This window comes from Azospirillum sp. TSH100 (assembly GCF_004923295.1).
GTDB lineage: Bacteria > Pseudomonadota > Alphaproteobacteria > Azospirillales > Azospirillaceae > Azospirillum.
Genome location: NZ_CP039637.1, coordinates 481983 through 497097, shown reverse-complemented (window position 1 = coordinate 497097; position 15115 = coordinate 481983). Strand labels below are relative to the sequence as shown.

At 69.8% G+C, this 15115-nt stretch carries 10 protein-coding genes; 5 read left to right on the top strand and 5 right to left on the bottom strand.

Translation table 11 applies throughout. The annotated features are described in order from the left end of the window. Window positions 1-10 precede the first annotated feature (10 nt). Window positions 11-679: an HAD family hydrolase gene (locus tag E6C72_RS23775; RefSeq protein ID WP_109084168.1), complete on the top strand. Its 669-nt coding sequence runs from the start codon at window positions 11-13 to the stop codon at window positions 677-679. A gap of 73 nt (window positions 680-752) precedes the next feature. Here the strand turns inward: E6C72_RS23775 and nagA are convergent, their stop codons facing one another. From nagA to ptsG, 3 genes are all read right to left on the bottom strand, one after another. Beyond that, window positions 753-1913, bottom strand: a complete 1161-nt coding sequence (nagA, locus tag E6C72_RS23770) for an N-acetylglucosamine-6-phosphate deacetylase (protein ID WP_109084169.1) — start codon at window positions 1911-1913, stop codon at window positions 753-755. After that, window positions 1913-2986 carry an SIS domain-containing protein gene (locus E6C72_RS23765; RefSeq protein ID WP_109084170.1) on the bottom strand — a complete coding sequence of 358 codons (1074 nt, stop codon included), beginning with the start codon at window positions 2984-2986 and terminating at the stop codon, window positions 1913-1915. Before E6C72_RS23765 ends, nagA begins: the two co-directional genes overlap by 1 nt. Before the next feature lie 179 nt (window positions 2987-3165). Continuing rightward, window positions 3166-4947, bottom strand: a complete 1782-nt coding sequence (gene ptsG, locus E6C72_RS23760) for a PTS glucose transporter subunit IIBC (protein WP_109084171.1) — start codon at window positions 4945-4947, stop codon at window positions 3166-3168. 330 nt (window positions 4948-5277) lie between these two features. Between ptsG and ptsP the strand changes: the two genes are divergently transcribed. Continuing rightward, entirely contained in the window at window positions 5278-7863 is a 2586-nt protein-coding gene (gene ptsP, locus E6C72_RS23755; RefSeq protein WP_109084172.1) for a phosphoenolpyruvate--protein phosphotransferase, read from the top strand. A 45-nt stretch (window positions 7864-7908) separates the two neighbouring features. On the opposite strand, the gene E6C72_RS23750 is transcribed toward ptsP, so the two are convergent. Then, window positions 7909-8610 carry a hypothetical protein gene (locus tag E6C72_RS23750; RefSeq protein ID WP_109084173.1) on the bottom strand — a complete coding sequence of 234 codons (702 nt, stop codon included), beginning with the start codon at window positions 8608-8610 and terminating at the stop codon, window positions 7909-7911. Between the two features lie 332 nt (window positions 8611-8942). Between E6C72_RS23750 and E6C72_RS23745 the strand changes: the two genes are divergently transcribed. From E6C72_RS23745 to E6C72_RS23735, 3 genes are all read left to right on the top strand, one after another. Continuing rightward, window positions 8943-9872 carry a DUF6502 family protein gene (locus E6C72_RS23745; protein ID WP_247875472.1) on the top strand — a complete coding sequence of 310 codons (930 nt, stop codon included), beginning with the start codon at window positions 8943-8945 and terminating at the stop codon, window positions 9870-9872. Then, entirely contained in the window at window positions 9869-11266 is a 1398-nt protein-coding gene (locus E6C72_RS23740) for a DUF5666 domain-containing protein (RefSeq protein WP_247875473.1), read from the top strand. The genes E6C72_RS23745 and E6C72_RS23740 overlap by 4 nt, the downstream gene beginning before the upstream one ends. Window positions 11267-11659: 393 nt before the next feature. After that, window positions 11660-13762, top strand: a complete 2103-nt coding sequence (locus E6C72_RS23735; RefSeq protein ID WP_109084175.1) for a methyl-accepting chemotaxis protein — start codon at window positions 11660-11662, stop codon at window positions 13760-13762. Between the two features lie 20 nt (window positions 13763-13782). Here the strand turns inward: E6C72_RS23735 and E6C72_RS23730 are convergent, their stop codons facing one another. Next, entirely contained in the window at window positions 13783-15024 is a 1242-nt protein-coding gene (locus E6C72_RS23730; RefSeq protein ID WP_109084176.1) for an ROK family protein, read from the bottom strand. Between the last annotated feature and the right edge of the window lie 91 nt (window positions 15025-15115).

Here is a 15115-nt window from a genome sequence, read left to right as displayed (position 1 = left end):
AGAGCGAGCGATGAAGCCTGCCCTTGATACCCCCTTCCGTGTCAGCGCCATCCTGTTCGACATGGACGGCACCCTGATCGACACCAAGGGTCCGGTGGAGCGTTCCTGGCGCAGCTGGGCCGCCCGCCACGATCTTGATCCCGACGCCATCCTGGCCGTCTGCCATGGCGTCCGCAGCATCGAAACCGTCCGCCGCTTCGCCCCCGCCGGCGCCGACATCGACGAGGAGGTGCGCCTGGTGGAGGAGTGCTACACCAACGACACCGAAGGCGTGCGCGCGGTTCCCGGCGCGCTGGAGCTTCTGCAGTCGCTGCCGCGCCACCGCTGGGCGGTGGTGACCTCCGCCCCGCGGGACATGGCGAGGAAGCGCATCGCCCAGGCCGGCCTGCCGCTGCCCGACCTGCTGATCGGCGCCGATATGGTCACCCATGGCAAGCCCCACCCCGAAGGCTACCGCACCGCCGCCGGGAAGCTGGGCTTCGATCCGCGCGAAACCGTGGTGTTCGAGGACGCTCCGGCAGGGTTGCAGGCGGGAAACGCGGCCGGCGCCTGGGTGATCGGACTGACCACGACGCTGCCGGCCCATGAACTGGACGGCAATCTGTGCCTGCCGGACCTGACGGCGCTGCGGGTGCGGGTGGATGAGGATGGGTTGGAGATCGTGGCGGTGGGTGGGTGACACTTGCCGGGTTAACCTGCCACCTGACCTCCTCTGTTCAACGGGAGAGGTCATGTGGCAGGCATCGCAAGCTTCAGGCGGCCCGCCACTCCCCTTCCACCCAAGTCCCGCGCACCGTCAGATCCGTCCGGAGCAGCACCAGATCCGCCCGCCAGCCCGGCGCGATCCGCCCGCGCTCGCTCTGCATCCCCAGGAACTCTGCCGGATAGAGCGACGCCATCCGCAGCGACTCCTCCAGCGGCAGGCCGATCAGCGTCCCCGCATTGCGCACCGCCATCGCCATATCCAGATCTGCCCCCGCCAGCGTCCCGTCGGCCAGCACCAGACGGCCATCGCGCCGGTAGATCGTCCGGCCGTTCAACTGGAAGCTGTCGGCGTCGGTGCCAGTCGGCGGCATGGCGTCGGTCACCAGCATCATCCGTCCGCGCGGCCGGGCAGCAAGCGCCGCGCGCATCATCAGCGGATGGACGTGGTGCCCGTCAGCGATCAGCCCGCACCAGGGACGCTCATCGCCCAGCGCCGCACCGGCCGGACCGGGCTGGCGGTTGGCGATGCCCGGCATGGCATTGTAAAGATGCGTCACCCCGCGAACGCCGAGATCGAAGACTTCGAGCACACGCTCTGCACTCGCCATCGTATGGCCGACCGACAGGATCACCCCGGCCGCCATCAGCCGCGACAGGGCCGCATCCTCGACGCATTCCGGCGCCAGGGTGAGCAGCACCCGCCCGTTCGGCATCCGCGCCGGCAGCCCGCCGATGAAGTCGAGATCGCCCTCGTCCGGCGCCCGCACGAAGCGCGGATCATGCGCGCCGACCCGCTGCGGGCTGATGAAGGGCCCTTCAAAATGGATACCGAGCACGCCGCTGCCCGGCTGCGCCACCGCCTTGACCGCCGCTTCGGCGGCGGCACGATGGCAATCGGGGGTGTCGGTGATGATGGTCGGCAACAGCCCGGTTGTGCCGAAACGCCGGTGCGCCGCAGCGATGGCGAGCGTCGCCTCCAGCGTCGGTTGTTCGTTGAACAGCACGCCGCCGCCGCCATTGACCTGGATGTCGAGAAAGCCGGGCGCCAGCAGGTCGCCTGCCCCCAGCGCAACCGTCCTGTCGATCTCCGGCGGAGTGCGGCCGGGGGCGACAATGTCGAGGATGCGGCCATCCCCGACCAGCAGGCTGCGGCCGTCGAGGATGGTCTCGCCCGTGAAAATCCGGGCACCGGTCAGGAGCTGTCGCATCAGACGGTCTTCGTCACTTTGGCAAGGTTGGGCGGGCTGTCGGGATCGATGCCGCGGGCCAGCGCCAGTTCATAGACCGCGCCGTAGAAGCTCTGCAACGCCGCCAGCGGTGCCGCCTCCGGCGCGATCCCCGGCAGGCTGGGCAACTGGGTGGTTCCGGCCAGTCCGGCCTCCGTGGTGGCGACGCCGGCGCCCAGCCCGACGATGCGCTCCACCACCGCGCGGGTGTGCGGTTCGGCCGCGTCGGATTGGGTCAGGGCCAGCACCGGAAAGCCGGGGCCGACCAGCGCCAGCGGGCCGTGGACGACCTCCGCCGCGCTGAAGGCTTCGGCATGCAGGCGGCAGGTCTCCTTGAATTTCAGCGCCATTTCCAGCGCAGCGCCGAACCCGACTCCGCGCCCCAGCACATAGAGGTTCTGCGCAGTGGTGAGCGGCATCAGCGCCGGCTTCCAGTCCAGCCCCCTCGCCGCCTCCAGCGTGTCGGGCAGCGCCGCGAGGGTCGCTTTCAACGCCGGATCGTCCTGCCAATGCGCCACCAGCTGCAGATAGGCGGCGAGCGAGGCGATGCAGGATTTCGTCGCGGCGACGCTGCGCTCCGGCCCGGCAGCCAGCGGCAGGAAATGGTCGCACATTTCCGCCAGCGGCGAGTCCTCGGCATTGACAAAGCCAACCACCAGCGCGCCGCCGTCCTTCGCCGCCTCGACCAGACGCAGCAGGTCCGGGCTGCGTCCCGACTGCGAGACGGCGACGAACAGCGCGCCCTCCAGGCTCAGATGCCCGCCATAGACCGAGGCGATCGACGGCCCGATCGAAGCCACCGCCCGGCCGATCCGCGTCTCGATCAGATATTTGCCGTAGGCCGAGGCATGGTCGGAGCTGCCGCGGGCACAGGTGACGACGAAGCGCGGCGGCGCGCGGCGCAGGCGCTCGCCAAGTTCGGCGAAGCCGGCGCCGCAGCGTTCGATCTGCAGGGCGACCACGGCCGGGGCCTCTGCCGCCTCCGCCGCCATAAGAGGCGTTGCCAGGGGAGTGGTGCGGGACGCTTTGAAATCCGGATTGCCCTGATCGGTCATGGCGGTGCTCGTGATTGGCTGGTATAGATACCAATATAAGACCTTCTTGCGCCGGAGGCCAGCGTCCATTGGTGGAATCACATCATGACAGCAGCCGCGATGCGGAAAAGAAAAGCGGCGCGACCCGGAAAAGGTCGCGCCGCCTGATAACACCACTCAGATACCAGACAGGGGATCGGCTATTCCGCCGCGCGCCGTCCGCCCGGCAGCAGGACGGACACAGCGCCGGCCAGGGCATCCGCGTCGTTGCCGACGATCAGGTCGAGGCCGTTGGCCCCCATTCCCATCACCGCGCGCACGCCGGCCCGCTTCAGCGCCTCGGCATTCGCCTTGCCGGCGTCGCTCAGTTCGATGCGCAGGCGGGTGGTGGCGAACGCAGCCAGTTCCTTGATGTTGCCGGCCCCGCCCAGCGCCTCGACGATGCGGGCGGCACGGTCGGCCGGCACGGGGGCAGCGGCCGGAGCGGCAACGGACTTCGCCGCGACCGGTGCCTGAACGGCCGGACCGTCGGCTTCCGCACCGGCGCTGTGCAGATACTCCTGCATTTCCGTCTTCAGATTCTCCGACAGGGTGCCGAACACCGCCTGCACGCTGTCGCGCACCCGCAGGACGCCAGACGCGCCCATGCTGCGAAGCTTGCCCTCGTCGACGCGGGCCGGGTCCTTCACCACCACGCGCAGGCGGGTGATGCAGGCGTCCAGGCTGCCGATGTTGCCCCGCCCGCCGAAGGCCAGCACGAGGTCGCGCGCCCGTTCGCTGCCGGTGGCGGCGCTGGCACCCTCCTCCGTCGCGTCCTCGCGGCCAGGCGTCTTCAGGTTCAGCGCCAGGATGGTGTAACGGAACACGACGTAATAGATCGCGGCGTAGATCGGCCCCAGGATCAGCACCAGCCACCATTTCTGCGACAGCGGGCTCAGCGCGTTGAACAGCACGAAGTCGATGCCGCCCTGGGAGAAGGTGAAGCCCATATGGGCGCCCAGCGAGTTCATGATGAACTGCGAGGTCGCCGCCAGCACCGCATGGATCAGATACAGCACCGGCGCCAGGAACAGGAAGCTGAACTCGATCGGCTCGGTGATGCCGGTCAGGAAGGAGGTCAGCGCGGCGGAGATCATGATGCCGCCGACGCGCACGCGGTTCTCCGGCTTGGCGGTGTGCCACATGGCGATGGCGGCGGCCGGCAGGCCGAACATCTTGAACAGGAAAGCGCCGGACAGGATGCCGGCGGTCGGATCGCCGGCGAAATAGCGGTTGATGTCGCCATGGACGATCTGGCCGGCGGCGTTCTGGAAGGAGCCGATCTCGAAGAAGAAAGGCACGTTCCAGATGTGGTGCAGGCCGAAGGGGATCAGCAGGCGTTCGACGAAGCCGTAGATGGTCGCGGCCATCCGCGGATCGTTCACCGCCGCCCAATGCGAGAAGCTGTTGATGCCGCCCTGGATCGGCGGCCAGATCACCGACAGGACGACGCCCAGCACGATGGCGGCCAGAGCCGTGATGATCGGCACGAAGCGCTTGCCGGCGAAGAAGCCGAGATAGGCCGGCAGCGCGATCTTGTAGAAACGGTTGAACATCGCCGCCGCCAGTCCGCCGGCCAGGATGCCGCCGAACACGCCGGTTTCCATCGACTTGATGCCCATGATGGTCTTGGGCTCCATGCCCCAGACCCCGGTCATCACGCCCAGCGTGGCCAGCATCACGATATAGCCGATGGTGGCGGCGATGGCCGACACGCCGTCATTCTCGGTGTAGCCCAGCGCCACGCCGATGGCGAAGATCAGCGGCAGGTTGCCGAAGATCACGTCGCCGGAATTCTTCATCAGCATCGACAGCAGCGGCGGCATCCATTCGAAATTCGCCGCACCAATGCCCAGCAACAGGCCGGCGACGGGAAGCACCGCCACCGGAAGCATCAGCGACTTGCCGATTTTCTGTAAAAACGCGAAGGGGTTCAATGCCATGGCGGCTCTCCGAATTTGTCCGGCGGCGGCAACGTCGTCAGCCCTGAACGGGAATACAACCCCGACGGCAGGCAGGTTTCACGACATAGTCAACATGGGTTGGCGCACGGGCTTGTGGCGTATTCCGGATGCGCCCTTGAGAGCGCGGATTGGCCGCAGGCTTCCGCCTTTTCCGGACAGGATCTTTCGATAATCTATAACGAGAATTGCGCTTGGGCTATGCGGCGTCTGCGCGCATACAAACGATCCGGCGGCCGTGCCAGGATAACGGCAGTCCGACGCGAGATCGCCCGGCAGGGCCGAAGCGTTAAGAATGAGGACCAAATCATCATGACCGCGATCACGCTTGCAGCTCCGCTGGCCGGATGGGCCATGCCGCTGACCGAAGTGCCCGACCCCGCCTTCGCCCAGGGTCTGGTCGGAACCGGCATGGCCATCGACCCGACGGTGAACGAGTTGCGCAGCCCCTGCGACGGCGTCGTGCTGTCGGTCCACCGCGCGCGCCACGCCTGCACCGTCCGCGCCGCCAGCGGAGCGGAGGTTCTTCTGCATCTGGGCGTCGACACCGTCGGCCTGAACGGCGAAGGCTTCACGGCCCATGTCCGGGATGGGCAATCCGTGAAGACCGGCGACCGCCTGATCAGCTTCGACATGGACTTGGTGGGAAGCCGGGCGCAAAGCCTCGTCAGCATGATGGTCGTCGTGAATGACGGCTTCACCGTCGACGGCCAGTCGGTGAACCGCGAAATCGCCGCCGGCGAACCGGCGATGACCGTCCATGGCGGCAGCGGCGCCGATGCCGTGCCGCCCGCCGCCGCCGAGTCGGAGGAAACGGGCGAGGGGGAAACCGGCGAACGGATCGTCGTGCTGCCCATCGCCAGCGGGCTGCATGCCCGGCCGGCCGCGGCCCTGGTCGCCGCGACCAAGGCCTATCCCGGAACTGTCACCATCCACTGCCGCGACCGCCGCGCCAACGCCAAGAGCGTCGTCGCCCTGATGGGACTCGGCACCATGGTCGGCGACCGGCTGACGGTGCGCGCCACCGGTCCCGGTGCCCAGGACATGGCGGAAAGCATCGCCGTGCTGATCGAGGGCGGGCTTGGCGATCCGGTCGTCGCCGGCGCCGCCGCGCAGGCGGCACCGGTTGCCGCCTCCGTCACTCCCGCCACCGCCGCCCCGGCCCAACCGGCCACGGAGGAGGAGGTCGGCCCGCCCTTCGCTCCCGGCGAGGAGGTTCTGCTGAAGGGCACCATCGCCGTGCCCGGACAGGCGGTCGGCACCGTCGTCCGCCGCTTCCGCACCACCGTGCGCGTGGTGGAACAGGGCATCGGCGCGCAGGTCGAGGAGCCGCGTCTGCGCCGGGCGCTGGAGCAAGTCGTCGCCGGTCTGGCCCAGTCCGCGCAGCGCATGCCCGAACATGCCGCCATCTTCCAGGCTCACCGGGAACTGCTGGACGATCCGGAGCTGCTGGATGGAGCGCTCGCCGACATTCGCGGCGGCAAGAGTGCCGAATGGTCCTGGCAGCGCGCGGCGCGTCTCCAGGCCGACGCCTTGGCCGCCCTTGCCGATCCCCGCATGGCTGAGCGCGCCGCCGACCTGCGCGACCTGGAACAGCAGGTTCTGACGGTCCTGTCAGGGAAGGAGCCGGACGTCGGTCTGGCAGACCTGCCGGCGGGCAGCATCGTGCTGGCCGACGAGATCCTTCCCTCCGACCTCGCCGGGGTTCCGGCCGGACGGCTGGCCGGCATCGGCATGGTGCATGGCGGCCCGACCTCCCACGCCGTCATCCTGGCCGCGGCGCTCGGCGTGCCGACCGTGGTGGCGCTGGGCCGGCAGGCGGAGCGGGTGCCGGATGGCGCACCCGTCGTGATCGACGGCAACCGCGGCGAACTGCTGGCCTTCCCGCCGGAGGACACGCTGGCGGCCACCCGGACCGCCGTCGCGGTCCGCGCCGCGCGGCGCGAGGAAAACCGCCTTACCTCCCGCGAGGAGTGCCGCATGGCCGACGGCACCCGGATCGAGGTGTTCGCCAATCTAGGCCGGGTCAGCGACGCACCCGGCGCGGTGGTGGAGGGCGCGGAAGGCTGCGGCCTGCTGCGCACCGAATTCCTGTTCCTGGAACGCCAGTCGGCCCCGACCGAGGATGAACAGTACCAGCAGTACCAGCAGATCGCCGACGCGCTGGAGGGCCGGCCGCTGGTGATCCGCACGCTGGATGTCGGGGGCGACAAGCCGCTGTCCTACCTGCCGCTGCCGAAGGAGGAGAACCCGGTGCTCGGCCTGCGCGGCGTCCGCGTCGGCCTGCGCGAGCCGGAGCTGCTGCGAGCCCAGATCCGCGCCATCCTGCGGGTGAAGCCGGCGGGTGTCTGCCGCATCATGGTGCCGATGATCGCCTCGCCGTCCGAACTGCTGGCGGTGCGGGCGATGGTGGACGAGGAACGGGCAAGGCTCGGCCGCGCCGAACCGATCCAGCTGGGCGCGATGGTCGAGGTTCCGGCCGCCGCCCTGATCGCCGACCGCATCAGCGCGGTGGCGGATTTCCTGTCGATCGGTACCAACGACCTGACCCAGTATGTGCTGGCGATGGACCGTGGCAACCCGCATGTGGCGGCCCAGCTCGATGCGCTGCATCCGGGCGTGCTGCGGCTGATCCGGCTTGCGGTGATCGGGGCGAAAACCCGTGACCGGGTGGTGGCGGTGTGCGGCGGCTCGGCCTCCGACCCGATGGCGGCGCCACTGCTGATCGGGCTTGGCGTCACCGAACTGTCGGCCACCCCGGCGGTGATCGCCGACCTGAAGGCCTTCATCCGCACCTTGCGCCTGGAGGATTGCCAGCGCGTCGCCGAAGCCGCCCTCGGCACCGACAGCGCCGAGGAGGTCCGCCGTCTGGTCGCGGAGACCTGGCCGGCGATTTGAAACCCTGGACACCCTCTCCCGTCCCGGGAGAGGGTGTCCATCTCCTCACATCCGCCCCGCCATCAGCAGCACGGCCGCCGCCTGCCGGCCGCCGTGCCAGCGGGCGGCACCGCGTGCGGCGGCGCGCATCGCGGCGATGCCGATCACCGACACGGCAACGAACAGACCCGGCGTCAGGTCGCCGTGCATCAGCAGCGCCGCACCCAACCCGACGATCAGCACCCGATAGACCGTTTCACAGAAGCCCAGCCCGGCGAGGAAACCGTCGGTGCAGCCGAAGCTGTCGGCACCGGCCAACCGGGCGAGCTGCGACTGCCCGCCGACGGCGCTCGCCGGCCCGGCCGCACCCAGTGCGATCATCGCCGTCAGGGCCGCGACCCCGGCGAGCGCCATCGCACCCATCAGCGGATTCAGCAGCGCCAGCACCGCCAGATGGATCGGCGCCCAGACCGCCTCCAGCACCCACAGCCGCTCCAGCCAGCCGGCAGCGCCGCCCGACGGCACCAGCCGCGCCAGTTCCCGCGACTGGGCGAAGTCCAGCACCGCATGAAGCGCGAACAGGCTCAGCCCAATGGCAACCAGCAGAAGCAGGCTGCCATTGTCGGCACCCACCCACAGCACATCCTGCAACGGCCGGGCATACAACGCGCTGCCGGCGACCAGAAGGTTCGCCGCCGCTCCGAACAGGCAGCTGCGGATCAGGGCTGACCGGTTGACGGCCGCATGACGGGCGATGGACGAGGCCATGTCGGACGCTCGCGTTCGGAAGGGAAAGACCGGCGGCAGGGGCTGTGCCCCGCAAGCCAGGGCAGGAGACATCTCGTCCCCGCGGACAGACGGACAGGCGGTCTGGTCGATCGATGACAGGCTCATGCGGGCTACGGCCGGGCGGCCGCTCCTTAAACCTTGGCGGACCTTGCGGCCCTTATGACGCTGCGCAGCCACGGCGACCGTCGCATGCCGGCATCATGCGTGGGAAAATTTCCCACATCAAGCGAAAAGGTGATTCCCTTTCCGGCCCGCCGCGCTATTGTCACCTCGGTCAAGACAGAGCCCCCAACCGCCGGAGTGCCAGGCGCGTGCCGATCCGCAGCCCCGAACCAGACCGCCCGCCAAGGGCCGAGATGACCGGGGCCGGGATCACCGGGGCGGCGCCGCCGGCGACGCTGCTGACGGCGGTGCGCCGGTTGCTGGTCCCGCTGGTGCGGACGCTGATCGGCTTCGGCATTTCCTGGCCGATGCTGGCGAACCTGCTGAAGTCGGTGTATGTCGAGGTGGCGGAGCGTGGCTTCGCGCTGCCCGGAAGGCCGATGACCGACAGCCGCATCACCTTGCTGACCGGCGTCCACCGCAAGGACGTCAGCGCGATCCGCAGCGCCCCACCGGCCGCGGAGGCTGCGGCCGCGGCCGCCCCGTCGCTGGGCGCGCAGGTGTTGAGCCGCTGGCTGACCGATGCCGCCTTCCTCGACGAGGCCGGCCGCCCCCGCGCCCTGCCCCGCAATTCCGGTCCGGATGGCGAGCCCAGCTTTGAATCACTGGTGACCGGCATCAGCAAGGACATCCGTCCGCGCGCCCTGCTGGACGAGTTGCTGCATGCCGGGCTGGTGACCGAACGCGCCGACGGGCTGCTCGACCTGACCGAGGCGGCGCATGTGCCGCGCGGCGACCTGGACAAGCTCGCCTATTATTACGGCCGGAACCTTGCGGACCATCTGGCCGCGTCCGGCCACAATCTGGCGGGCGGCGCCCCCCCGTTCCTGGAGCGCGCGCTCGCCTATGACCGGCTCAGCCCCGAGTCCATCGCCGCCCTGCGGCGGGAGGCCGACCGGCTGGGCATGGCGATGCTGGTCGAGCTGAACCGCATGGCTGCCGAGCTTGCCGATGGCGACGTCGGCCGTGACGACGCCAGCCACCGCTTCACCGCCGGCCTGTACCTCTATGACGAGGACGAGGCCCCGGTTCCTGCGCTGCAAAATGCCGAACCCGGCGGGGGAGCGGCCACATCGTGACCAGCCAGCCCCGCTCCCTCGCCCGCACCCTGCTGCTGACGCTGATGCTGGCCGCCGCCGGCTGCGGCCCGACCGTCTCCCCCGGGCGGGATGATCGACTGGCCGACCGCGGCATCGGCGGCACCGGCATCGCCGTCACCGACCGCGGCATAGGTGGAACGGGCATCGTCGGCACCGTCACCGCTTTCGGCAGCGTCTGGGTCAACGGCCTGCGGGTCGATCTGCCGCCTACCACCGAACTGCGCATCGAAGGCCAGCCCGCGCAGACCGGCGACGTGCGGATCGGCCAGACGGTCGCCATGACCGCCGTGCCCGGCGGCCCGACCGGCCTGACCGCCCGCAGGCTGGATGTCCGTTACGCCGTGGCCGGACCGGTGGAGCGGACGACACCCGGCGGCGCTCTGATATTGGGGCAGCGCATCGACCTCGCCGAGGCGGAGGGTACCACCGCGCTCTCCCCCGGTCGCTGGGTCGCCGTTTCCGGCCTCCGTCGGCCGGACGGCGTGATCGATGCCAGCCGGGTCGATCCCTGGGATCCGGCGCGCGGCTGGCTGCTGCGTGGTCGATTGGAGTCGCTGACGCCGAAGACGCTGACCATCGCCGGGCTGACGCTCGCCCGCGGCCGTCCACTGGCCGGCGCCCTGCCGGCGGTCGGCAGCATGGTGCGCGTCGGAGGAGGCCCCGATCCCGCCAGGGCGGTCACGCTGGAGCTTGATCCCTTCAATCCCTTCGGCGCCACGGTCGGCGCCCTGTCGATCGAGACCTATGTCGATGCATCCGGGCAGACGGCGATTCCCGGCGGCCCGCGCATCGACAGGGCCGACGGCGCCACGACGCCTGCCCGCGTGGTCATCGACAGTGTCGTGACTTCCGGCGGTGGCATCGATCGCAGCCGGTCCTTTGGCGCGCCGCGCCTGGGCGGCCGGTCGCTGGACGGCACCGATCCCGCCGCCCGCGCCGCCGGCCTGGCCCGCGCCGGCATGCGCCCGGATGGTGCGCAAGGGCCCGAGGCACCGGGCATGGAGGGACCGGAAGGTCCGATCGACGGCATGCGCAGCCGTCCGGGATGGGGCACGCAGCCCGATCCCAATGGCGGCCCGCCCGCCGGCCAGCGCCCGGCGCCCGGCGCCAACGCCGCTCCCGACCCGGCGTCCAGCCCCGGCGTCGGTTCCCTCTCCGGTGCCGCCCGCGCGGCCAGCCATATTGGGCCGACCGGCACCGCGCCGGAGGCCCCGTCCGCTCCGCCCGGCGGATTCGGCGGCTCCTTCGGCGGTCCCGGCCGCGGACGGGGTTCCATGCCGGGTGACGGTGGCTCACCTTATGGAGGTCTGCGAGGAGGCTTTGGTGGCGGGTTCGGCAATGGACCGGCCGGCGACAGGGGCTCGCATTTCTAAGGAAACAGCGCGATCAAAGCGCACAAGTCTTCCCACACGCTGTGTCCTGAGAATTTACTTTAAAAGACCGACAAACCCTTTCAGTCTCTTTATGCGCGGCTCTGCGGCATTTTGATCCACTCTTCAAATTTGGCTGCATTCCCGCTGTTGTACATCTTAAAATATTAATATATCAACGTCGGAGGAACGCTGTTGCGGTCGCCGGACGACCATTGTCGAACCAGTGTCAATAAGGGCTGAACCGAGAGTATGAGGTTGTTTTCCATTATCATATTCGGTTCAGACTCTCACCGGCTTTCAACACCCGCCCGCCCCGCCGGTCCGACCCGGCAGGAGGAGCGGTGTCGTGCCGTCCGCAACGGCTCGAACTCTTCGCACTGACAGGACCAGACCATGATCCCGCTCCTTTCGCGGCTGTCGATCCGCGCGACCCTCGGCCTTGTCGTCGCCGCGCTGGGCCTGCTGCTGATCGCCACCAGCAGCCTCACGCTGGTCGACGTCGTCGACCGCACGCGCAATGCGCACCGTGTCGCCACACTCAGCGAGACCAGCCGCGACCTGCTGCGCACGCTGCTGGCGATCCGGCTGGAACGTGGTCTGGTCGGTCCGGCTCTGGGATCGGAGGAGCCGGTCGGCGACGCCGAGCTGAAGGATATCGCCGCCAACCGCGCGGTGGCGGAGGCCGGCTATGCCGCCATCGCCGCCAAGCTGGACACGCTCGACCTGCCCGGCCTGCCGGCTGCCGCCTCGACGTTGCGCACCACCCACGACGCGCTGGCCGCCCTGCGCCAGAAGGCGGACTCCGCTGTGCGCCAGCGCAAGGCTTCGCGCGATCCGGCGGTGGCGGAGGCCTGGGGGACGGCGCCGGTCGCCTATCTCGATGCGCTGACCGCCGCCACCGACCTGCTGGACGGCTCGCTGAAGCTGGCCGATCCGATGGTCGATCATCTGTTGGGCATCAAGCGCGCTGCCTGGAACACCCGCCTCAATGCCGGTGGCATGGCGCTGCGCATCCAGACCGCGGTCGCCACCGGCCAGACCTGGACGCCGGCCGATGCGCAGGCGGTGGCCGAGGCCATCGGCCGCACCGTGCAGGCCTGGGCCCTGGTCAGGGAATCCGCCGCGCGTCCCGACACGCCCGCCGCGATCCGCGAGGCGGCCGACAAGGCCAAGGTCAATTTCGAAGGCCCGCTGGTCGATCAGCGCAAGGCGGTGCTCGCAGAGCTGGCCGAAGGCCGCCCGTCGCCGGTGGAGATCGGCACGCTGCGCCGCCAGGACACCGCGAGCCAGGGCTACATCGTCGATGCGGCGCTGGCCGCGGTGGACCAGATGGTCGTCCGTGCCGAGGCCCAGGCCGCGCGTGCCACCCGCGACGCCGTCCTCTCCGGCCTGCTGGCGGTGGCCGCCGTTCTGCTGACCGTCGTCGGACTGATCGTCGCCAAGCGCCGGGTCAGCGACCCGATCCGCTCGATGACCGAGGCGATGCGCCGTCTGGCCGACCGCGACATGGCGGTGACCATCCCCGGCCTGGGCCGTGCCGACGAGATCGGCGGCATGGCGGCGACCGTCACCGTCTTCCGCGACAGCATGATGACCGCTGACCGCCTGGCGGCGGAACAGGCCCGCGAACAGGCCGCCAAGGAGGCGCGCGCCGCCCGGCTGGAAGCGCTGATGCGCGATTTCGACGCCAAGGCGATGCACATCGTCGAGACGGTCGCTTCGGCCGCCACCGAGATGCAGGGTACGGCCGGCGCCATGTCCACAACCGCCTCGCAGGCCAGCGCCCAGGCGACCGCCGTCGCCGCGGCCTCCGAACAGGCCTCCGTCAACGTCCAGACGGTGGCATCGGCGACCGAGGAACTGTCGGCCTCCATTCTGGAGATCGGCCGCCAGATCGCCGCCTCCACCCGCATCTCGGGCGAGGCGGTGGCCCAGGCCGAACAGACCGACGCCACCATGCGCACGCTGGTGGAGGCGGCCGACCAGATCGGCCATGTGGTGGAGATGATCAACACCATCGCCGCCCAGACCAACCTGCTCGCCCTCAACGCCACCATCGAGGCGGCCCGCGCCGGCGAGGCCGGCAAGGGCTTCGCCGTCGTCGCCGGCGAGGTGAAGGCGCTGGCCAGCCAGACCGCCCGCGCCACCGACGAAATCCAGGCCAAGGTGAAGGAGATTCAGCAGGCCACCGGCGGCGCCCAGGACGCCATCCACGGCATCGGCAAGACCATCGGCCGCATCAGCGAGATCACCACCACCATCGCCGCCGCCATCGAGGAGCAGGGGGCCGCCACCCGCGACATCGCCGGCAACGTGGCCGAGGCGGCGCGCGGCACGACGGAGGTCTCCTCCACCATCGTCGGCGTCAATCATGCGGTTCTGGAGACCGGCTCCGCCGCCACCGAGGTGCTGGACGCCGCCAGCAGCCTCGCGCGCGAGGCCGAAACCCTGCGCGGCGAGGTGACCTCCTTCATCACCGCGGTCCGCGCGGCGTAACGCCGCCGTGCCGGAGCGGGTCAGGGTCGAAGCGACCTGCCTGTTCCGGCCGGCCCCGCTCCAGCCGGCCCCACACCGGCCAGCATGGTCTCCTGCACCGCCATCACCGCCGCCCCGATCACCCCGGCGCTCTCCACCTCCGGCACATCCCGGATGTCGAGATGCCGGGTGGAGAGGGCGAGCGAGCGCTGATAGACGCTCTGCCGGATCGAGGCCAGCAGCAGCGGCCCGATCCGCGCCACCCCGCCGCCGATGAAGATGTGCGACGGGTTGAAGAAATTGACCACCGCCGCCAGCATCCACCCGATATGGGCTCCGGCCCGCTGGACGATGGCGTTGGCCGCCGCGTCGCCGGCCCGGCTGGCATTGCCGAGATCGACGGTGGAGAGATGCCCGTTGCGCTCCAGCAGTTCCATCAGCCGCGGGCTTTCCCCGGCGCGCGCCGCCGCTTCCGCCATGCGGGCGATGGCCGGACCGGCCGCCATCGCCTCGACACAGCCGGCATTGCCGCAATGGCAGACCGGCCCCTGCGGATCGACGCAGATATGGCCGACATCGCCGGCCGAACCGTCGCGCCCGCGATACACAAGACCGTGGCAGATGATGCCGCAGCCGATGCCGGTACCGATCTTGATGACCAGGAAATTCTGAAGCTGCCCGCGCAGGCGCCAATGGGTGCCGAGCGCCATGATGTTCACGTCATTGTCGACGAAGACCGGAGCGGCATACTCCTCCGCCAGGAATTCGCGGATCGAAAAGCTCTCCCACCCCGGCAGCAACGGCGGGTTGACCAGCATGCCGCTGTCGAAGGCGACCGGCCCCGGCACGCCGACGCCGATCCCCAGCACCCGCGACGGCCCGACCCCCATGCGCTCCCTCGCCTCGCGCAGCAGGTCGCGCACCCGTCCGAACACCGCGGCAGGCCCGTCGCTCACGTCCGCCGGTTCCGACCGGTGATCCAGCACCGTCATGTCGGGCGCGAGCAGCGCCACGTCGATGCTGGTGGCGCCGATGTCGACCCCCGCCAGAACCCCCATGCGATGGCTCAGCCGCAGCACCTCCGGCCGCCGCCCGCCCGAGGACGGCTGAACCCCGCCCTCCTCGATCAGTTCGCGTCCGATCAGGCTTGAGATCGCGAGGTTCGCCTTGCTTTTGGAAAACTCGACCGACGCCGCCAGTTCGCCACGCGACAGCCCGCCCGCCCAGAACAGCCGCTCCAGCAAGGCGCGCTCGCCGTCAGACAGACGTTGCCAGTCAACCATCGACGAATGCCTTTCCGAACAGCTCCAGCCTCCATCCCTACCACAACCCTCCCCACTTTTGCCAAATTATGTTCAAAGTCGGCCATTGTTT